Consider the following 20,289-nt stretch of genomic DNA (forward strand, 5'->3'; position numbering starts at 1 on the left):
GATTTCTGCACGTGCATACTTGATTTCGAGACGCCTGCACGCTCGGGAAGGAAGCCAGTGACCGCGTTCACCATTGCGATAGTCGGCGCAGGCCCCCGCGGTACCGGCGTGCTGGAACGGCTTCTGGCACGAGAGTCCGCCGCGGATGTCCACGTCCACGTGATCGATCCCTTCCCGCCCGGAGCAGGCAGAATCTGGCGGGGCAGCCAACCGCCACTGCTGTGGATGAATTCAGTAGCGGCCGATGTCACCATGTTCACGGACGACACCACGGTCGTGGACGGACCCGTACGACCGGGTCCGACGCTGGCCGAGTGGGTACTCGACAACGTAGACACACTGCGCGCGGACCCCGAGCTTCACGACGAGCTCGAGCGGTTCACGCCCGAATCGTTCGCCTCACGCACCCTTCAGAGTCGCTACCTCGGGTGGGTGTTCGAGCGCGCCATCGCTGGGACCAGAGCGCACGTGCAGGTGCACCAGGCGCGGGTCGTCGATGTGTCGACCGAGCAAGTCCTCACCCTCGACGACGGGTCGAAAATCCACGCCGACGTGGTTCTGCTCGCGCAAGGCCATCCCGATGCGCTTGCCTCACAACGAGAGACAGAATTAGCAGACTTCGCGAATGCCCACGGGTTGACGTACATCGGCCCCGGATACACCGCAGATCTGGACCCAGGCCCGGTCCCTGCGGGTGAGCCGGTGTTGGTTGCCGGACTCGGGCTGGCATTCATCGACTGGATGGTGCTGCTCGCGGAAAGTCGCGGCGGTACCTTCGCACGGAGCGGGAACGGCACACTGGTGTACACACCTTCGGGCCGCGAGCCTGTGCTCTACGCAGGCTCGCGACGCGGAGTTCCGTATCACGCGAAACTCTCCTACGACATCGCGGCCGCGCGGCCACCTCTACCGAAGTTCTTCACCGCAGACGCGTTCCCCGGCGAAGGACCGCTGCACTTCCACGACGAGATCTGGCCACTGGCGTCCAAAGAGCTTGCCTGGGCGCACTATTACGAACTGTTCGCAGCTCATCCCGAGCGCACGTCCGGATCCTGGACCGACTTCGAGTCCGGGTTGACAGAGATCGAGTGGCAGTCGGAGGAACTCGACCGGTTCGTCGAACAGTTCGTTCCGAAGGATGACGACCGTATAGATCTCGCGCGCATCGACAAGCCCTTTGCCGGAGAGCGATTCGAGAGCCTGGAGGATGTTCGCACACACCTGGACGAGTACATGGAGTCCGATCTACGACGTCGAGCCGACCCTCACTACAGCTCCGACGCAGCAGTCTTCTCCGCGTTGCTGTCGGTGTACATGACGATCGGAGAACTGCTGCGCCGCGGCCGAATTCCAGCGCACTCCGTTGCCGCGGATGTCGAAGGCTGGTTGCATTCGTTCTTCAGCTTCGTCGCCAGCGGACCACCACCGGAGCGACTCGAACAGCTACTGGCCCTCAGCCGAGCCGGCATCGTGCATTTCCTCGGCCCCGAAGTCACCTTCACCACCGAGGGCGACCGGTTCGTCGCCCGCAGCTCCGCTCACGACGTGGTGATCCATGCCGATACCTTGATCGATGCGCGGCTCCCCGTGGCGTCGATCGCGAGGGCAGGTGATGAACTGCTGCGCACCCTGCATGCCCGCGGTGACGTGACCGATATTCGCGCGACCGAACACAGCGCCGCGAAAGTAGCCGTGGACGGGCACTCTCGATTGATTACAGCGTCGGGAAAGATCGCTGGGAACCGGTATGCGGTGGGGCCGTGGGTTGCTGGACACACGTGGTCGAGCGCCTTCCCGCGGCCGCGCACAAATGCCGGGTTCTTTCGGCACAACGATCAGCTCGCCGCAGAGCTGCTTCGCCATCGACTCTGACGCTGTCTGTCAACCGATCCCGTCGTTTTCCGTCCTGATACGCAGTCCTGCAACCAACACCCGCGCCATCCTTCGCGGGTCGTAGCGGGGATCGGATGCACCGATGCACAGGTTGCCGACCGCACGCATCAGCTCCAGTGCGGTCTGCCCCGGTGCGATCTCCCCCGACTCGACCGCGGCGTGCAGCATGGACTCGCATACGGGGATCAGCCGATCCAGGAAATACTTGTGCAAGGTCTCGAATCCGGCACTGTCCGACTGCATGGCCTCGGCCAGACCGTGTTTGGTCACGAGGAAGTCGACGAACCGGTCGATCCACAGCACCAATGCTGCATGCGGTGATTCGCGGCCGTCCAGAAGCTCCTGACCGGCGACGACGCAGGCCTGCACCTGGTGTCGGAAGACGGCGACGACGAGGTCGCCCCGTGTGGGAAAGTGCCGATAGATGGTTCCGACGCCGACACCGGCCCGCCGGGCGATATCGCGCACCGGCACGTCCACTCCCGACTCGACGAACGCAGCCGCCGCCGCGTCGAGCAGGGTCGCTTCGTTTCGCCGCGCATCCGCCCGCTTTCGGGGCTGCTCGGCTTCGGCCTCGGCCACTGTTCCTCCCGGCATCGACAAACGGAACAACGTTCCGTATGTTGGTTTACGGAACGCTGTTCCGCTTGTCCCCACAGTAGTCAGTCCCCAGGATCCATGAGGAGATCACCATGCAGTACCGCACACTGGGACGAACAGGCGTCCAGGTCAGCACGCTCTCGCTCGGCGCGATGAACTTCGGAGCGATCGGGCGCACCACGCAAGACGAGGCCACCGCAATCGTCGACGCAGCACTCGAGGGCGGCATCAACCTCATCGACACCGCCGACATGTACAGCCAGGGTCAGTCCGAGGAGATGGTCGGCACGGCGATCGCGGGTCGGCGAGGCGACGTCGTGCTGGCCACCAAGGTGTTCAACCCGATGGGCGACGAACGGAACCACCAGGGCAGCTCCCGCCGCTGGATCGTCACCGAACTGGAGAACAGCCTGCGCCGACTCGGTACCGATCATGTCGACCTCTACCAGATACACCGCTGGGACCCCAGGACGAGCGACGAAGAAACCCTCTCCGCACTGACGGATCTGCAGCGAGCCGGGAAGATTCGATACTTCGGCTCCTCCACCTATCCGGCCTACCGGATGGTGCAGGCACAGTGGACCGCACGGGAACGCCACCTGGGGCGGTTCGTCACCGAGCAGCCGCCGTACTCGATCCTGCAGCGCGGCATCGAATCCCACGTCCTTCCCGTCGCACAGGAATACGGAATGGGAGTACTCGCGTGGAGCCCCTTGGGGGGCGGCTTCCTCTCCGGAGCCATCCGGGCAGGACGGGCCGCGACCTCCCAACGCGCCGTGATGATGCCCGAACGCTTCGGTGCCGATACCCCTACCGGCCGGGCCAAACTCGACGCCGTCGAGAAACTGGTCGCTGTCGCCGACGATGCCGGGCTGACGTTGATTCAACTCGCTCTCGGGTTCGTGACGGCCCATCCGGGAGTCACCAGCGCGATCGTCGGACCCCGCACCGTCGAGCACCTGCACTCACAGCTCGCTGCCGCCGACACAGTCCTCTCGACAGACGTCCTCGACAGGATCGACGAGATCGTTTCTCCCGGTGTCGATCTCGCTCCCGGCGACAAGTTCGACACTCCACCCGTGCTGCTCGATGCATCCTTGCGGAGACGCTGACATGCCGAGTTTCGGAATCATGACCCCGCCGCAGAACGTCTCCTATGCCGACCTGCTCCGGGTGTGGCGTGAGGCCGATGGCATTCCGGAGATCGAGCACGCGTGGCTGTTCGATCACCTCATGCCGATCGGCGGGGACCTCGACGGCCCGATCTTCGAGGGCTGGACCATGCTTTCTGCCTTGGCCGCACGGACCGAACGGATGAGACTCGGAATCATGGTCACCAGCAACCGCATTCGCCCGCCGGCAATCCTCGCCAAGATCGCCGCTACGGTCGATGTGGTGTCGAATGGTCGGCTGGACTTCGGCATCGGTGCCGGATCGAGGCCGAGCGTGCCCATGGCACGACGGGAGTACGACGGCAACGGTCTGCCCTACGGCGACGCCGCAGAAGCCGTGGCGCGACTCGGCGAATCGCTCACCGTGATTCGAAGGCTCTGGACCGAGGACGAACACTTCGACTTCCACGGCACCCACATCGACCTCGTCGGGGCCTTACAGAACCCGAAACCCGTTCAGCGACCCGGCCCACCGATCGTGATCGGCGGTCGGGCAGCAGGAGTGCTGCGCCTCGTCGCCGAACATGCCGACATCTGGAACATTCCCGGCGGGGACCTCGGCGATGCAGTGGACAGATCGAGACTGCTCGACCGATACTGCGCCGAGATCGGGCGCGATCCCGGGGCCATCACCCGATCGGTCGCTCTCGGGGTGTCGTTCGAGGAACCCGAGAGAACGAGAAACGACATCGCGGACGCGGTGGCCGCCGGATTCGATCATGTCGTTCTCATCCTCCCCGGCCCCTACCCCGACGGCATCGCGCACCGGGTGACCGAAGAGTTCATCGGACACAGCGGGCACTCGTGAGACACACCGCGCCACCTTCGGTTTCGTCGCTATCGGCCCGCCACCTCTCCATCTCGGGCAGTCGGGAAGCGACTTAGAATCACGCTAACGTAAATTGTTGTTCAACAATCGCTCTCACGTTTCACTGGTCCCATGCGCACCTTCATGGCCCGACGACGACCGTTCCGAACCGCGACCACTGCCCTGGTCGCCCTGTGCACTGTGGCCGTGGCTCTGTCCGGTTGCGCGTCGGACGATTCGCCGGGCAATGCTCTCGCTGCCGACGCGGCGTTGCCCACCGAGGTTCCTGAAGGAGCCAAGCTGGTCATCGCGGACCAGTCGGAGGCTCAGCAGACCGTTCTTGCCGCTTCGGGCGAAGCGGATGCTCTGCCGTTCGACTACGAGTTCGCGAACTTCGTGGGCGGGCCTGCAATTCTGGAGGCCTTCCGGGCCGGTGCCGCCGACGTCGCCATCGTCGGCGACACCCCGCCGATCCAGGCTCTCATCGCAGGCCAAGATGTGCCCATCATCGCTGCACGCCAGTCGGATCCGAACAACACTCGGCTGGCAGTAGCCGCGGGCCGAGACATCACCACTCTCGCCGATCTGCGCGGCACCAAGATCGCCTACGCCGAAGGCACGGCCCAGCAGGCAATCGTGCTGCGCGCGTTGGCCGCTGCCGACCTGACCACCGATGACGTCGAGCTCGTCCGGTTGCAGCTCTCGGAATTTCCGGACGCCATCCGCACCGGTCAGGTGGATGTAGCGCCGCTCGGCGAGCCCAATCTGACTCGCTTCCTTGCCAATCCGGGCACAAAGTTGATCGACGTCAGTGAGTCCGACGGGACGTCCACCGGCCTGTCATACCTGTACGCGCGTCGTGAAGCACTGCAGGATCCCGCCAAGGCCGCAGCCCTGCGCGCGTACGTGGCGTCCTATGTTCGCGCGGTCGACTGGTCCAACGACAATCCGGACGAGTGGATCCAGGCGTACTACGTGGACAACCAGGGGCTCACCGAGGCGGACGGTCGACGCATCGTGGAATCGCTCGGTCCAGCGACATTTCCTGTCCTCGACCAGGCCCTCGTACAGCGTCAGCAGGACACCATCGACGTCATCGACGCCGCAGGCGAACTGCCCGAGAAGGTCACCGCATCGGACGGATTCGATCTACGGTTCGAGCCGATCATCGCCGATACGGTGACCGAGGTCGGTGCCACCCGCACGCGCGAGGACAGCTGATGGCCACCCTGGCACTGCGCCGCACCAGCAAGCCACACGTACTCGATTCGACCGGAAAGCTCGCGCCCCGGCGTACCTCGACCCGCCGCCTGGGACCGGGCAAGGCAATTCCGTACGGGTTGGCCGTCGGCCCAGTACTTCTGTTGCTTCTGTGGGTGATCTCGTCCGCCGCCGGATGGCTGGACCCGCAGACCCTTCCGGCTCCTTGGACCATCTATCAGGCTGCGGCCGAGCTGATCGCCGATGGCCGCCTGCAGAGCAATCTGCTCACGTCCGTTCAGCGCGCGGGGATTTCACTCGTACTGGGCGTCGGCATCGGAGTCGTGCTCGCCCTCGTCGCCGGCCTCAGCAGGCTCGGAGAAGCTGTCGTCGACGGGCCGGTACAGATCAAACGCGCCATTCCCACCCTGGCCCTGATCCCTCTGTTCATCGTGTGGTTCGGAATCGGCGAGTCGATGAAGATCATCGTCATCACCACCAGCGTGCTGATCCCCGTCTACATCAACACTCACGCCCAATTGCGCGGAGTCGACAAACGCTTCGTCGAGCTGGCCGAGACCGTCGACCTGTCCCGCTGGCAGTTCATCCGAAAGATCGCTCTCCCAGGCGCACTCCCCGGCTTCTTCACCGGCCTTCGCATGGCGGTCACGATCTCGTGGCTTGCGCTCGTCGTGGTCGAACAGGTCAATGCCACCAGCGGCATCGGCTACTTGATGACGCAGGCACGCACCTACGGACAGATCGACATCATCGTCGTCGGGTTGGTGGTGTACGCGCTGTTCGGATTGATCGGCGACACCCTCGTCCGGTCGGCTGAGAGAAAGGCACTGGCATGGCGACAGACACTGGGCGGCTGAGCACCACCACGGTGCCGAACGATACTCGAGTAGTCGAAGCTCGTGCTCTCAGCAGAGGTTTCGACAATCGACTCGTGTTGGACAGCATCGACCTCGACATTCACAAGGGCGAGTTCGTTGCCCTGCTGGGGCGTAGCGGCTCGGGCAAGAGCACGCTACTGCGCGCATTCGCCGAATTGGACGACGGCGTGCTCGGTTCCGGCGAGCTACGTGTGCCGCGCGCTCGTGCCGTTGTCTTCCAGGACTCTCGTTTGCTGCCGTGGGCCCGTGTCCTCGACAACGTCATCCTCGGACTCGCCGGACGCGATGCCTCGGCTCGTGGCCGCGCCGCCCTCGCCGAGGTGGGCCTGGAGGGTCGTGCGAGGGCCTGGCCCAAGGAACTGTCCGGCGGCGAGCAGCAACGGGTCGCGTTGGCCCGATCCTTGGTTCGCGAACCGGAGCTATTGCTCGCCGACGAGCCGTTCGGTGCACTCGACGCGCTGACCCGCATCCGCATGCACGTCCTGTTGCAGGATCTCTGCGCGCGCCACACCCCTGCCGTGCTGTTGGTCACGCACGACGTCGACGAGGCAGTACTGCTCGCCGATCGCGTACTCGTACTCGACAACGGCCGCTTCGTCGCCGATCGCCAGATCGATCTGCCGTCACCGCGTCGTCACGGCGACCCCCGATTCGTCTCACACCGCAACGCCTTGCTCGAGGCTCTCGGTGTCGAGGAAGGAGCACACGCATGACTCGGACCCTCCACTTCAACGCCTTCCTGATGTCCACCGGCCATCACGAGTCGTCCTGGCGTCTACCGGAATCCGACGCGCGGTCCGGAACGGACATCAAGCACTACCAGCGGCTGGCCCAGATCGCCGAGCGAGGCACGTTCGATTCGATCTTCTTCGCCGACAGCCCCCAACTGATGGCCAACGTTGCGCGCCGACCATCCGGGAACCTGGAGCCTTTGCAGATCCTGACGGCTGTATCGACGGTGACCGAGCGTATCGGCCTGATTGCCACAGCCACAACGAGTTACAACGAACCGTTCAACCTCGCGCGTGCATTCGCCTCCCTCGACCACATCTCGGGCGGTCGAGCAGGTTGGAACATAGTCACCACTGCGGGCCTCGAGGCGGCACAGAACTTCAACCTCGACGAGCTGCCCAAGCACGATGTTCGGTATGCCCGCGCGGCGGAATTCGTCGACGTGGCTCAGAAGTTGTGGGACAGCTGGGACGACGATGCCATCTCAGCGGACAAGGAATCCGGCGTATGGGGACACAACGACAGGGTGAGGACGGTCGATCATCGAGGCGAATTCTTCTCGGTCCGCGGACCGTTGAATGTCCCCCGCCCGATTCAGGGCTATCCGCTTCTGGTTCAGGCGGGCTCGTCGGAGGACGGCAAGGATCTTGCGGCCCGGTACGCCGAGGCAGTGTTCACCGCGCAGCAGACAATCGACGACGCTCGTTCGTTCTATGCAGACCTGAAGTCGCGGGCTGCCGCTCTCGGTCGAAATCCCGACTACCTCAAGATTCTGCCCGGCATCGTCCCGGTCATCGGGTCCACCGAGGCCGAGGCACACGAACTCGAACTCGAGCTGGACCGGCTCATCGTGCCGGAATACGCACTTGTTCAGCTCGCGAAAACCTTGAAAGTGGATCCGTCCACGCTGCACCTGGACGAACAGCTTCCTGAGCAACTCCTGCCCGAGGACGCCATCGAAGAGGCCAAGAGCCGCTACACCCTGATCGTGGAACTTGCTCGACGCGAACGGCTCACGGTACGCGAGCTGATCGGGCGCCTCGGCGGCGGACGCGGGCACCACACGTTCACCGGTACGCCGCTGCAGGTCGCCGACGCCATCGAAGAGTGGTTCCTCGGCGGAGCGGCGGACGGCTTCAACATCATGCCGCCGGCGCTTCCCTCCGGCCTCGAAGTATTCGTCGACGAGGTGGTCCCGATTCTGCGGGCACGGGGACTGTTCCGCACCGAGTACACCGGATCGACGTTGCGAGAGCACTACGGACTGCCGCGGCCGGTGAACCGATTCGGTCTGGTCTCGGCCTGAAGATCGTTCCACTACCGCAGAACCGAGGTGTCGAAGAGTGAGTGCGGAAAGCGACAATTGTCCTGATGCCGCTGGACTCAACGTCTACGAATCCGTCGCGGATGCAATAGGACACACGCCGCTGGTTCGACTGAACCGAGTGACCGAGGGCATCGCTGCGGCCGTCTACGCCAAACTCGAGCTGCTCAATCCCGGCGGAAGCGTCAAGGACCGTGCCGCGCGTCAGATGATTCTCGATGCGGAAGCCAGCGGTGAGCTCGGGCCCGGCGGAACGATTGTCGAGGGCACATCGGGCAACACCGGTATCGGACTCGCCGTTGTCGCCGCGTCGCGTGGGTACCGAACCATCGTTGTCGTGCCGGACAAAACAAGCAGTGAGAAGATTGCGTTTCTGCGCGCCTACGGTGCCGAGGTGAAAGTGACGCCCGGCGCGTTGCCGACACATCACCCCGATCACGTGCGCAACGTCGCCAGACGGATCGCCGACGAGACCGACGGCGGCTGGCTCGCGGGCCAGTACGACAATCCAGCGAATCCCGGTGCGCACTACGTCACGACCGGACCCGAGCTGTGGCGTCAGACGGCAGGTACCATCACTCATTTCGTTGCCGGGATCGGTACGGGCGGGACGATCAGCGGAACCGGGAAGTACCTGAAGGAAGTCAGCGACGGAGCGGTCCGGATCATCGGAGCCGATCCCGAAGACTCCAGTTACAGCGGTGGAGACGGGCGAGCGTACTACGTCGAATCGATCGGCCACTTCGTTCACCCCGACTCGGTCGAGGATATCTGGCCAGAATCCTACGACCGCGGCATCGTGGACGAGTTCATCACCGTCAGCGACCGCCAATCGATCACGGCTGCAAGCACTCTGGCCCGCACCGAAGGGCTGTTGGTGGGCGGATCAGGCGGAACGGCCGTCGCGGCAGCGTTGCGAGTTGCCCGAACGCTGCCCGCCGATGCCGTCGTCGTGGTGCTCGTCCCGGACTCGGGTCGCGCGTACCTCTCGAAGTATTTCGACGACGATTGGGTCGCGCGCTTCGGATTTGCCGACCGCGCGGAGAGTGTCGACCGCGCCGTCGAGGACCTGCTCGGCGAGATCACCACTCCGGTGGTCGTACCGTCCAACGTTACTGTGGGTGAGGCTCTTTCGCTGCTGGGTTCACACGCCGAGCTGCCGGTTGCTCTGCCGCGTAACCGGACCGGCGCGCAGGTTGTCGCTGAGATCCTCGGATCGGTTACTGCTGAAAAATTGCGCAACGTCGATCCGTCCGCTCCGCTGACGGCTTACATCTCACCGCCGCTTGTAGTCGTCGGAGCGTTCGAAAGCGTCGACTCGGCAGTTCGGCGCGTGGGCAGCGATCGTCGTACTGTCGTCGTCGCCGGATCGGGCGTCTTGGTGGGGCTACTCGAGCCAGGACGGCTGAGTCGCTGACGGTAAGCCTGTCCCGTCATGGCCACTGTCGGTCGCTTGTCCGGCAGAGAGATTCGGGCGACGGAATACCGTCGGTCGTTCGATTGCTGCACACCATATGACACCGGTGAGCGACATCGGACCACGGCGTTCCGCTTTCGATCGTGTGTTGGCGGCGCTCGATTGGACGGTGCTCCAGTCGCGGCGCACAGAAGTTCCTGCAGGCAGCAGCTGCGAGCGGCCGCATGCGTCAGCCGGGTTCTTGTACGTGTCATCAGGCCGAGTCGGACTGCGAGTCGGAGACGGTGACGTGTTCGCGGTGAGCGCGGGAGACCTCGTCTACTTCTCACGGGAGCACCGCCGGTCGATCCGAGCCGATACAGCGACGACCATCGTGGATGTCGCCTTGATGGACACGGTCGATGGACGCTTCGTAACCGATCCGCTTCCTGATTCCTTTGTCGTCAAGCAGTTTTCGTCTCACGAGCCCACGGTGGTCGGGCTGATCGAGGACATGGAGTGCCAATGGGACTCGGCCTCTCCGACCCGCTCCGGCGACGTGGTCATCTGCAGCCGGATCGCCACCATGGTTGCCTCGGTTGCGGTTCGGCGCTGGTTCGAGCTCGGTTGCGCTGCTCCCGAATGGCTGCGCCGAGTCGATGACCCTCATATCAGTAGAGCCCTTGATGAGGTGCACCGCGAACTAGGACGACCGTGGAGCGTCGATGATCTCGCGCGCACCGCTGCGATGTCGAGGTCGGCCTTCGCGCTGCGATTCCGTGATCTGCTCGGGCAGTCTCCAGCTGCGTACCTCGCCGCCGCCCGCATGGACGCGGCGAAAGATATGTTGGTCGGTCGCGATAAGACCGTGACCGAGATCGCGCACCGGCTCGGATACAACTCCGATGCGGGATTCAGCCGCGCCTTCCGGCGCCACGTCGGCATCCCGCCGGCGCTCTGGCGTTCCCGCCAGCAGGGGATGATCGGCTAGGCCGCCAGTGCATCGGGAACGGGTGCCGCCCGCGCCGTGCTGAATATCGCGGCCCCGGTAAGGGCGACGGCAGCGGCGATCACGAGAGCCGAGCGGATGCCCAGGGCGTCGACAACGACGCCGCCTGCACCGGCACCCAGGGTGATGGCCAGCTGAAACCCGGCCACGACCAGCCCGCCACCTGCCTCCATTCTTTCGCTCGCGACGCGGGCCATCCAGGTCGAGACCACGGTCAGCCAGGCACCGAAACCGAATCCCCAGACGGTGACCGCAACGGTGAGGGCAACAAATTCACCGGGGAACGCTGCAATGCCTCCGATCCCCGCGGAGATCGAGAGTGGCACCAGCAGACGCAGCGTGTGTAGGCGAAGGTCGACAACTGCGCCCACGACGAGGTTGCCGACGAATCCACCTACCCCGAAGACCATCAGAAGGGCCGCCGCGTCTGTCGAATCGACGGACGGCGATTGTTCGAGTGCTGATCGAACGTAGGTGAAGGCTGCGAAATGGCCGAGGACCACGAGCACGTGGCCGATCAGACCGTGGGTGATTCCTGGTTCTTGCAGGGCACTGCCGAGTCCCCGGAATCCCGTTGCGGCACCTGGCGCGACGGGCGGCAAGGCGAATCGGAGCGCGATCGCGACGCCGACTGAGAGCACGGCGGTTCCTGCAAAGACGTTGCGCCAGTCGAAGACCGACCCCAGAAAGATGCCGAGCGGTACACCCGCAACGGTGGCGAGTGTGGTGCCGGTGTTCACCAACATCACGGCTCGGCCCAGATGCTGCGGTGCGCTGAGTCGGGCGGCAACAGCCAGGGACATCGCCCAGAAACCTCCGATTGCTGCGCCCAGAAGCAGCCTTGCGGCCAGCAAGGTCAGCAGGTTCGGTGCCACGGCGACAATTGCATTCGAGATCGCAGCGGACACGGTCAACCCCACGAGCAAGGACCTGCGGTCGAGCCGTGGGAAGAGCACGGCGATCGTGGGCGCGATGAACAGGCCGACGAAGGCGGTCGCTGTGACGGCCTGACCAGCTTGACCCTCGGTGATACCCAACGACGACGCCATGGAGGGCAGCAGGCTCGGCGGAAGGAACTCGGCTGTTACGAGGGTGAAGCTCGTCGCCATCATCGCCAGTACGGCCCCCCACGCGGTGCGAGTCCGTGAGGTGGTGGCCGCGGTCGTTGTCGTCATGAGGTCAAGGATGAGGGCAATCGCTCCGGCGTACCCGACCGAACGTCCATCGGGAGTGATCGATCGTCCTGAACTTTCGAACTGGGAACGAGGAAGGTCGGCCCCTGGAACCCCAGAGGCCGACCTTCTCGGAACGGTCTTCGGTCACTCCTCGAGCTTGAAGCCCACCTTGATCGTGACCTGATAATGCTTGATCTCGTTGTTCTCGATGTGTCCGCGAGTCTCGATCACCTCGAACCAGTCGAGGTTCTTCAGCGTCTTGCTCGCCCGTGAAACGGCGTTCTTGATCGCATCGTCGGACCCCACCGTGGACGTCCCGACAATCTCGGTGACGCGGTAGACGTTGTCACTCATTACTCACAGTCCCTTCGTAGCGTCCGTTCAGTGTGCATCCACCCGACCGACGACGACCACCATTCGAATCGTTCGGATCCGAACGAGGAGTGGTGACCGCAGCAACGACCAGTCGAATCACGTTCTGTCCGTACGCTTGCGGAGTACTGCGGGCATGCAGGATTTCTGCGTTCGTCAAGGCTGCGCCCGTCGATTCTGCGGCCGTCCTACGCCCCCACACATTCGACCGCCATCCCCCGAACACCGACCAGGACCGCCTGACCGGTGCCTGACCGAGGCCGAAACCAGTCCGACAACAGCGCGTCGGAACGCTACTCTCCGCACACAGCGCTTGCCCAACCCTTCACGTGCATTTCGCGTCAGGCCACTGCCGCGGACTTCACAGCGTGACCGACCTCGGCACGTAGGGCGGCGAACTCCGGCGAACCCCTCAACTCGTCGGCGTCGACCCCGGTGCGTGGCAGATCGACACCGATATCCAGGGCCACCTGCCCAGGACGTTTGGTGAGGACAACGATGCGTGAACCCAGAAACACAGCTTCGTCGGCACTGTGTGTGACGAAGACATTGGTGCGACCCAGCTCGGAACTTACCTGGCGAACGTCTTCCTGCAGACGCTCACGAGTGAGGGCATCGAGCGCGGCGAACGGCTCGTCGAGAAGCAGCAGCGACGTCTCGGCCGCCAGAGCGCGGGCGATGGCGACCCGCTGCTGCTGCCCGCCGGAAATCTCCCAGATCCTCCGATCCTGCGTGCCCTCGAGACCGACGCGCTCGAGCAGCTGTGCACGCCGGCCTGCCCTGGCCGACTTCGGCACCCCTGCGTACTTCAGTGCCAGATCGACGTTGCCTCCCACGCTCTTCCACGGGAACAGACGCGGCTGTTGGAACACGACACCGGACGTCACGCCGGGCGTCGGCGATGTCCCGGACACCTGCACCGAACCCTCGGTTGCGTCCTCGAAACCGGCGATCAGGCGAAGCAGCGTGCTCTTACCGCATCCCGACGCGCCGACGAGGACGAGGAACTCCCCCGGGGGGACGCTCAGATCGACAGGTCCCAACGCTGTCACTCGGTCGGCGCCTTTGCCGTAGATATGCGTTACGTTGTCGATTCGAATCGAGCCGTCTGCCTCGGCCCGTGTCGAACCGGGTTCTGTGCGTAACTCAGTTTTCGAGGACATCGGGAAGGCCTTTCACGTAGATGGCGTTCTGGAATGTCTCGATCGGGGACGCCGCGTCGATCTGCTTCTGATCGGCCAGGAACTGCGACGCACTCTGCAAGTTGGCGGCAAGGTTCCCGACGTTGCCTTCGGTACCCAACCACTCCGAGGACGTCAATTCCTCAGGCGTCAAGAACACTCCCTGGCTCAACTGATTCGCAGCCTCGTCCGGCGTGATACCGATCTCGGCAGCAACTGCCGCGGCAGCCGCATCGGGGTTGTCTGCGATGGTCGTCAACGCGCGAGTCTGCACCTGACGCCAGGTGTCGACGACGTCGGGATTCTCTTCGGCGAACGAGGTGGAGACCACTCCGAGGTCGAGGGTGGGCTTGCCCGCCGTCGCCAATTCCTTGCTGGCGATGAGCTGCTTACCCGTCTTACGCAGCTCGTCCAGGGTGGGAAGCCAGGTGTACACGGCATCGACATCGCCGCGCTCCCACGCGGCCAGCGAAGTCTGCGGCTGCAGATCGACCAAGTTCACATCGGAGGCGGTGAGCCCTGCCTGCTCCAGCGCGGCGAGCAGACTGTAATGCGCGGTGGACGCGAATGCCGTGCCGATTCGCTTGCCGCGCAGATCCGCAACGGTTTCGATGCCGGTACCGTCGCGAGCGACGAGCGCCTCGTTGTCGCCTGCGACGTCGAGAACGAACGCGACCTGATACGGAATGTTCAGCGGCGCGGACAGTCCGCGAGCCACCGGGCTCGATCCGATGGCACCGAAGTCGAGTTCGCCGGCGACGAAGGCAGTATTGATGTCGGCACCGGAGTCGAACTTCGTCCACTCGATGTTGTAATCCGGCAACGCTTCTTCGAGCCATTTGTTGTTCTTGACCACCAGGTCACCACTCGGAAAAGACTGGTACGCAAGGCGAATCGTCGGCTTGCTGCTATCGGTGGTGCCATTGTCCACCGCGCAACCGGTCAGCGCCAGCGCACCGAGAGTCAACACGGCCAGGATCTTCGACAGCTTCATGATTTTTCTTCCTCAGATCTTTCCACGCCAGGGGACGACTCGACGCTCGACCGAGCGCAGGATGCCGTCGATGATGAGACCCGAGATGCCGATCGCGAAGATCCCGACGAGCACCACGGGGGTGTTGTTGTAGTTACTTGCATCCTTGACTGCTCCGCCGATGCCGGGGAGGCCGTTGAACAGTTCCGCCGCAACCACCGAAGAGTAGGCGATACCGACGGAAAGTCTTATCCCAGTGAAGGTTTCAGGAAGTGCCGACGGTACGACCACGTCTCGGATGACGTCGCGCCGCGACGCTCCCAGAGCCCTCGCCGCTTCGACGAGTCCGACCGGCGCCGCGAGCACGGCTGCCGTCGTTGCTACTGCCGCCGGCGGAAGCGCCGCCAGTGCGAGAAGAGTGACCTTCGGTGCTTCGTCGATGCCCAACCAGATGACCAACAGAAAGAAGTAGGCCAGCGGAGGCAGGGCCCGCAGAAACGTCAGCCACGGCTCGAGGATGCTGCGCACCCAACTCACCGTTCCCATGGCCAACCCGAGCGCTACACCGAGAACGATACCGATGACAACGCCCGCGAATACCCGCCGCAGCGTCATGTACAGGTGCTCCCACAGCAGGTAGCCCTGGTAGCCACGGACGCCATCATGGGTGGTGGAGAAGTCGACGAACGCCGACCACACGATGCTCGGGTACGGCACAAACGTCTGGTTCCAGATTCCGCTCGCTGCAGCAACCTGCCAGACACCGACGAAGACCACTAGCGACAGTAGGGGAAGCGCAACATCGGTGAGGCGCTGCACCCACGGATTGTCCGAGGTACGACGAGATGAAGCGACCGGGTCGTCGGGGACGAGGTCGACGGGAACAGACATGGCGTTCGCTTTCGGTCAGCGCCGACCACGGAGTCAACGACAGTCGAACAAGCAACGTCGCGATACTCGAGTCGGCAAGAGTGACGGCCCGCCGAGGGCGGGCCGCGAGAAATGAGGGCTCTCTAGTGAGCCGAGCGTTACGGGAGTGGTCACCGACAACACATAGTGGTGCAGGTACGACAAAGATCGACGGTGAGCCGCCGGATCAGGAATGTCGTGTGCACGGACAATTCCTACCGCACACCGGGGAATACCTCAAGTCGAACGGATCAGGTTTCCCGACCGCACCTGACATGGGCCACGCAGTGCACCCCGCAGACAGATGCGCTAGAAATGCAGGTCCTTCTTTTGGATCAGGGACGTGGCGATCACCGAGATTACCGACGTCGCGACGAGGAATCCGCACGCCAGCCAGGGTGATCCACTTCCCACGGCGATCAGGGACGTCAAGATGAGTGGCGTGACGCCCGAAGCGTAGATGCCTGAGAACTGGTAGACGACAGACAGTCCGGTATAGCGGATCTCGGTGGGATACAGGCTGGCATACAGGGTTCCCTGCGCAGCGTAGAACGTCGCGTGCACGATTCCGAACACCAGCACGAGTCCCGAGCCGAATAACCACAGGCTTCCGGCACCGAACAACGCGAACACCGGGAAGACAGCGATCCCGTAGGCGGCAATACCGATGATGTACATGCGCTGCGCTCCGAACCGGTCCACGAAATAGCCGGACACGGGAATCAGCACTGCCATCAGCGACGCAGCGACGGTGACGACCAGCAGGACCGGCACCTTCTCGTAGCTCAATTGCGTTGTGGCATAGGTGATTGCGAAAACACCCCAGGTGTTGAATGCCGCGCCTTCCCCCCAGCGCGAGAGCAGCCCCAGCACCGTATTGCGAATGTGCCTGCGTGCGAACACCTCTCTCACCGGTGCACTCGATCGCTGCTGCAATTCGGTGACCTCGAGGAATGCCGGGGTCTCTTCGACCTTGAGTCGCACCACCAGCCCAACGGCCACCAGAACGAGGCTGAGCAGGAACGCGATGCGCCAGCCGTACGCAAGGAACTGAGCGTCGTCGAACACTATTTGCAGGAGGGCGAATACTGCTGTACCCAGCGCCAATCCGAGTGCCAGACCGATCTGCGGAATGCTGCCGAACAAGCCGCGTTTCTTCGGCGGGCTGTGTTCCACTGCCAACAGCACTGCTCCGGCCCATTCACCACCGAGCGCGAATCCCTGCAGAACCCGTAACAGCAGCAGCAGAATCGGCGCGAGAATGCCGATCTGCTCGGCAGTAGGAAGAACCCCCATCAGCGCGGTCGCGACACCCATGATGAGCATCGACAGCGCGAGCGTCTTCTTTCGACCGATGCGATCACCGAAGTGACCGAACACCACGCCGCCGATCGGACGCACGAGAAAGCCAACGGCAAACGTCGCGAACGAGAGCATGGTGCCTACGAACGAGGACTGATCCGGGAAGAACAGCTGGTTGAACACCAGGCTCGCGGCGGTGGCGTAGAGGAAGAAGTCGTACCATTCGACTGTGGTTCCGAGCAGGCTCGCGGCAACGACGGTCCGCAATCGCGTTCGGCGGTCTGAATCGGACTCAGGCTGCGCCGGTTCAGCAAAAGAAGTCATGTGGTTCAACACTGCAATACCGAGAACATCACGTCACGGGTTCGACTCGAGCTGATTTCAACTCTGGGAGCGTGGCCGTCGCCGGAGTACGGTCGGGCAACATGTCTCTGCGCTTCCATTGGTTCCTGCCCACTTATGGCGACTCTCGCAATTTGATGGCCGGTGGCCATGGGTCGTCGATGTCCGGTGATCGGCCGGCGACGCTGAAGTACCTCAACCAGATCGGTGCGGCCGCCGAGGACAACGGCTTCGAGGCAGTCCTGACGCCCACTGGCGCGTGGTGCGAAGACGCCTGGCTGACGACGGCCATGCTGATCGACACCACAGAAACGCTGAAGTTCCTGGTGGCTCTGCGACCCGGGCTGCTCAGCCCCACCCTTGCCGCGCAGATGGCCGCGACTTTCCAGTGGCAATCCGGTGGCCGGTTGCTGCTCAACGTCGTCACCGGTGGCGAGGACCACGAACAGCGCACCTTCGGCGATTTTCTGACCAAGAACGAGCGTTACGCGCGGTGCGGCGAATTTCTCGACGTCACTCGCAAGCTCTGGGCCAACGAGGGCCCCGTGACTTTCGACGGCGAGTACATCAAGGTGGAGAACGCGTCATTGCAGCGTTACCCGGACCCGGTGCCACCTATCTTCTTCGGCGGAAGTTCCCCGGCGGCAGGCACTGTCGCGTCGCAGTTCGCCGACACCTACCTCACCTGGGGTGAACCGCCGACCGCGGTGGCCTCGAAGATCGCCTGGATCCGCGACCTCGCCGAGGTTCAGAACCGACGCCTCGATTACGGCATCCGCCTGCACGTCATCACCCGCGACACCTCGGAACAGGCCTGGGCCGAGGCAGATCGACTGCTCGCAGCGCTGGACCCGAAAACCATCGAGGCAGCCCAGGCATCGCTCGCGCGCTCGGGTTCCGAAGGCCAACGTCGTATGCGCGAATTACACAGCGGCGGAGATGCATTCACGGCAGGCAACGGCGCACGCAGCCTCGAAGTATCCCCCAACCTGTGGTCCGGAGTCGGCCTGGTCCGCGGCGGCGCAGGCACCGCGTTGGTCGGATCGCACGAAGAGGTCGCCGACCGCATCGCCGAATACGCCTCGATCGGCCTCGACCACTTCATTCTCTCTGGCTACCCGCACGTCGAAGAGGCATTCCATTTCGGTGAGGGTGTGCGGCCGATCCTCGAGCGCCGCGGATTGGTGCAGCTGCGAGACACGACACCTTCAGGGGTGGGAACGCCGTTCGTCTCGCGCTAGGGGGCCGGGTTCGACACGTCTCCTGGCATATCCCGTGCCATGAACCGTTACAAGACTGCTCACGCGAGCACTGGCGTACGGTCATCTCGGCACAGTGCACCGACGGCGCGATGGAAACGCCTTAAATCCCCTGCTGCCGTGGCTGGCCGGCGTTTTCCGGCTTCTGGGACGGTTCGTCCAGCAATGCCGCGGAAGACGCCGCCTCGTCAATCTGCCCGCTGCGCAATCGATGCCGGTGTTGCGGCCAGTACCTTGCGGTATCGACGCGGACCGACTCCGTAGTCGTCGATGGCATAGTGCCATGTAGCCAGGTTCACCTGAGCATAGCGGGCAAGAACGTCCAAGATCTCGGCCGCAGTGTCGGAATCGACGCGAACTTCCGTTGTCACGACCGAGCCCAGCTCGCGAACGATTCCGCCTCGCGCTGGGCACGTCCGGTCGATTGCGAACGGTGATGCGCCGTCTCGCGATGCGCGCTCCGTCGGCGGTCGCCACCACCTGATCCACGTAGTCACCCGTCAGCGACGTCGCGTCGAACTCGACCACGATGAATCGGCTCCAGACTCGCGCTACATCCCCGTCTATATCGGTGATGGTGTTGAGTGTGTGATGAGATCGCCTCGGATCGAACGTTTCCAAGTAACTCCGGATACTGTCGAAGCCGACGATCAGGCTTTTCTCGGCCTCGACAGTCGCATCGGGCGTGAACACCGACGAAAGCTCACCCCACTCTCGATTGTCCACCACGTGTGCGTAGCGCGCGAGTACCTCTGCGACGGCCCAGTTGTTCAGCACGTCAACTGCTTCCGTCACGGAATCAACACGAACTTCCCGCGCGGGTGATCCCTCTTCAGTTCTGCGTGCGCGGTCGCCGTATCCGCCAGTGGGAAGGTCTTGGCGACGATGACCTCGAAATCACCGTCACCTGCCTGTCGCACGAGTGACAGGGCTGCCTTCTTACGCCGTTCCGCACTCTTCGGATTGCCGCCACCCACCGAAGGGAAGCCCTCGTTGGCGGCCCTCTCGAACGCAGCGATGGTCACCAAACGGGCTTTGTCCGTCAACAATTCGAGGGATACATCCACGGCCTCGTCGGTGCCGACCGTGTCGATCGCCGCGTCGATGCCGTCGGGTGCCACTGCCCGAACGCGATCGAGCAATCCCTCGCCGTACTCGATCGGCACGGCACCGTAGGTCCGGAGGGCGTCATGATTTTCCGCACGCGCTGTGGCGATCACGGTCGCACCACGGGCCTTCGCCAACTGCACGACGATGGATCCGACTCCACCCGCCCCGCCGTGTACGAGCACGGTGTCGCCGGTCGACACAGCAACCGTTTCGAGCGTGTCGTAAGCGGTACCCGCGACGACGAGCAGGCCGGCAGCGACATTCCATTCCAGAGAGGCGGGCTTCGGCAATACCGCATCCGCGGGAACGAGAATCTTCTCGGCGTATGCCCCCTTCGCGCCGGACACGATCACCTCGTCGCCCACTCCTATCGGCCCACCCGGGCCTTCGGCCGCGTTACCGACAGCGACGACGACGCCTGCCGCTTCGCTACCGAGCGGGAGCGGCAGCGTCGACTCGTCGGAACCGAACTCGCCGCTGTAGAGCTTGTAGTCGATCGGATTGACCCCGATGGCCTTCACCTCGACCAGAACCTGTCCTGCTGCAGGTTTGGGGAGGGCCCGATCGACGATCTCGACGACCTCCGGTCCACCGAATGATGCTGCTACCGCTACTCGAGTCATATCGCCCTCA

At 63.7% G+C, this 20,289-nt stretch carries 19 protein-coding genes and 1 pseudogene; 10 read left to right on the plus strand and 10 right to left on the minus strand.

What is annotated here, in order from left to right:
- Positions 1-57 precede the first annotated feature (57 nt).
- Positions 58-1,872, plus strand: a complete 1,815-nt coding sequence (locus tag CH274_RS28060) for an FAD/NAD(P)-binding protein (RefSeq protein WP_094659503.1) — start codon at positions 58-60, stop codon at positions 1,870-1,872.
- A 9-nt stretch (positions 1,873-1,881) separates the two neighbouring features.
- Here the strand turns inward: CH274_RS28060 and CH274_RS28065 are convergent, their stop codons facing one another.
- Positions 1,882-2,490: a TetR/AcrR family transcriptional regulator gene (locus CH274_RS28065; protein WP_094659504.1), complete on the minus strand. Its 609-nt coding sequence runs from the start codon at positions 2,488-2,490 to the stop codon at positions 1,882-1,884.
- A gap of 95 nt (positions 2,491-2,585) precedes the next feature.
- Between CH274_RS28065 and CH274_RS28070 the strand changes: the two genes are divergently transcribed.
- The 8 genes from CH274_RS28070 (at position 2,586) to CH274_RS28105 (ending at position 11,015) form a co-directional block, all read left to right on the plus strand.
- Positions 2,586-3,605: an aldo/keto reductase gene (locus CH274_RS28070; RefSeq protein ID WP_094659505.1), complete on the plus strand. Its 1,020-nt coding sequence runs from the start codon at positions 2,586-2,588 to the stop codon at positions 3,603-3,605.
- Between the two features lies 1 nt (position 3,606).
- A complete protein-coding gene (locus tag CH274_RS28075) occupies positions 3,607-4,473 on the plus strand; it encodes an LLM class flavin-dependent oxidoreductase (RefSeq protein ID WP_094659506.1) in 867 nt (288 codons plus the stop codon).
- Positions 4,474-4,605: 132 nt separating this feature from the next.
- Positions 4,606-5,694 carry an ABC transporter substrate-binding protein gene (locus CH274_RS28080; RefSeq protein ID WP_256993717.1) on the plus strand — a complete coding sequence of 363 codons (1,089 nt, stop codon included), beginning with the start codon at positions 4,606-4,608 and terminating at the stop codon, positions 5,692-5,694.
- Complete coding sequence (locus CH274_RS28085; protein WP_094659507.1) at positions 5,694-6,551, plus strand: ABC transporter permease; 858 nt, start codon at positions 5,694-5,696, stop codon at positions 6,549-6,551. The genes CH274_RS28080 and CH274_RS28085 overlap by 1 nt, the downstream gene beginning before the upstream one ends.
- Entirely contained in the window at positions 6,527-7,285 is a 759-nt protein-coding gene (locus CH274_RS28090) for an ABC transporter ATP-binding protein (RefSeq protein ID WP_094659508.1), read from the plus strand. The genes CH274_RS28085 and CH274_RS28090 overlap by 25 nt, the downstream gene beginning before the upstream one ends.
- The gene (locus tag CH274_RS28095) at positions 7,282-8,610 is read left to right on the plus strand and encodes an LLM class flavin-dependent oxidoreductase (protein ID WP_094659509.1); all 1,329 of its coding nucleotides are present in this window, start codon (positions 7,282-7,284) and stop codon (positions 8,608-8,610) included. Before CH274_RS28090 ends, CH274_RS28095 begins: the two co-directional genes overlap by 4 nt.
- Before the next feature lie 37 nt (positions 8,611-8,647).
- Positions 8,648-10,045 (plus strand): PLP-dependent cysteine synthase family protein, encoded by a 1,398-nt coding sequence (locus CH274_RS28100; RefSeq protein WP_094659510.1) that lies wholly within the window; start codon positions 8,648-8,650, stop codon positions 10,043-10,045.
- Positions 10,046-10,418: 373 nt separating this feature from the next.
- On the plus strand, positions 10,419-11,015 hold the full coding sequence (locus CH274_RS28105; RefSeq protein WP_256993718.1) for a helix-turn-helix domain-containing protein: 597 nt from the start codon (positions 10,419-10,421) through the stop codon (positions 11,013-11,015).
- On the opposite strand, the gene CH274_RS28110 is transcribed toward CH274_RS28105, so the two are convergent.
- The 6 genes from CH274_RS28110 to CH274_RS28140 all read right to left on the minus strand — a co-directional run bounded on the left by CH274_RS28110 (position 11,012) and on the right by CH274_RS28140 (position 17,269).
- Positions 11,012-12,208, minus strand: a complete 1,197-nt coding sequence (locus CH274_RS28110) for an MFS transporter (protein ID WP_094659511.1) — start codon at positions 12,206-12,208, stop codon at positions 11,012-11,014. The two genes, CH274_RS28105 and CH274_RS28110, sit on opposite strands and share 4 nt — an antisense overlap.
- A gap of 144 nt (positions 12,209-12,352) precedes the next feature.
- Positions 12,353-12,562, minus strand: a complete 210-nt coding sequence (locus CH274_RS28115; protein ID WP_094659512.1) for a dodecin — start codon at positions 12,560-12,562, stop codon at positions 12,353-12,355.
- Between the two features lie 359 nt (positions 12,563-12,921).
- The gene (locus CH274_RS28125; protein WP_094659514.1) at positions 12,922-13,743 is read right to left on the minus strand and encodes an ABC transporter ATP-binding protein; all 822 of its coding nucleotides are present in this window, start codon (positions 13,741-13,743) and stop codon (positions 12,922-12,924) included.
- The gene (locus CH274_RS28130) at positions 13,727-14,755 is read right to left on the minus strand and encodes a taurine ABC transporter substrate-binding protein (protein WP_094659515.1); all 1,029 of its coding nucleotides are present in this window, start codon (positions 14,753-14,755) and stop codon (positions 13,727-13,729) included. Before CH274_RS28130 ends, CH274_RS28125 begins: the two co-directional genes overlap by 17 nt.
- A gap of 12 nt (positions 14,756-14,767) precedes the next feature.
- On the minus strand, positions 14,768-15,625 hold the full coding sequence (locus CH274_RS28135; protein ID WP_094659516.1) for an ABC transporter permease: 858 nt from the start codon (positions 15,623-15,625) through the stop codon (positions 14,768-14,770).
- A 327-nt stretch (positions 15,626-15,952) separates the two neighbouring features.
- Entirely contained in the window at positions 15,953-17,269 is a 1,317-nt protein-coding gene (locus CH274_RS28140) for an MFS transporter (protein WP_094659628.1), read from the minus strand.
- A gap of 101 nt (positions 17,270-17,370) precedes the next feature.
- Here CH274_RS28140 and CH274_RS28145 point away from each other — a divergent pair, with 101 nt between their 5' ends.
- A complete protein-coding gene (locus tag CH274_RS28145) occupies positions 17,371-18,528 on the plus strand; it encodes an LLM class flavin-dependent oxidoreductase (protein WP_094659629.1) in 1,158 nt (385 codons plus the stop codon).
- A 206-nt stretch (positions 18,529-18,734) separates the two neighbouring features.
- Here the strand turns inward: CH274_RS28145 and CH274_RS29865 are convergent, their stop codons facing one another.
- The 3 genes and pseudogenes from CH274_RS29865 to CH274_RS28155 form a co-directional block, all read right to left on the minus strand.
- Entirely contained in the window at positions 18,735-18,917 is a 183-nt protein-coding gene (locus tag CH274_RS29865; protein ID WP_256993719.1) for a hypothetical protein, read from the minus strand.
- A 79-nt stretch (positions 18,918-18,996) separates the two neighbouring features.
- Positions 18,997-19,341: pseudogene (locus tag CH274_RS30050) on the minus strand (nuclear transport factor 2 family protein); the annotation flags it as partial.
- Positions 19,338-20,279, minus strand: coding sequence for an NADP-dependent oxidoreductase (locus tag CH274_RS28155; RefSeq protein WP_094659518.1), 942 nt, complete (start codon positions 20,277-20,279; stop codon positions 19,338-19,340). The pseudogene CH274_RS30050 and the gene CH274_RS28155, both read right to left, overlap by 4 nt.
- Between the last annotated feature and the right edge of the window lie 10 nt (positions 20,280-20,289).

The organism is Rhodococcus sp. 06-418-5 (genome assembly GCF_002258285.1).
In the GTDB taxonomy this organism is placed as follows: domain Bacteria; phylum Actinomycetota; class Actinomycetes; order Mycobacteriales; family Mycobacteriaceae; genus Rhodococcoides.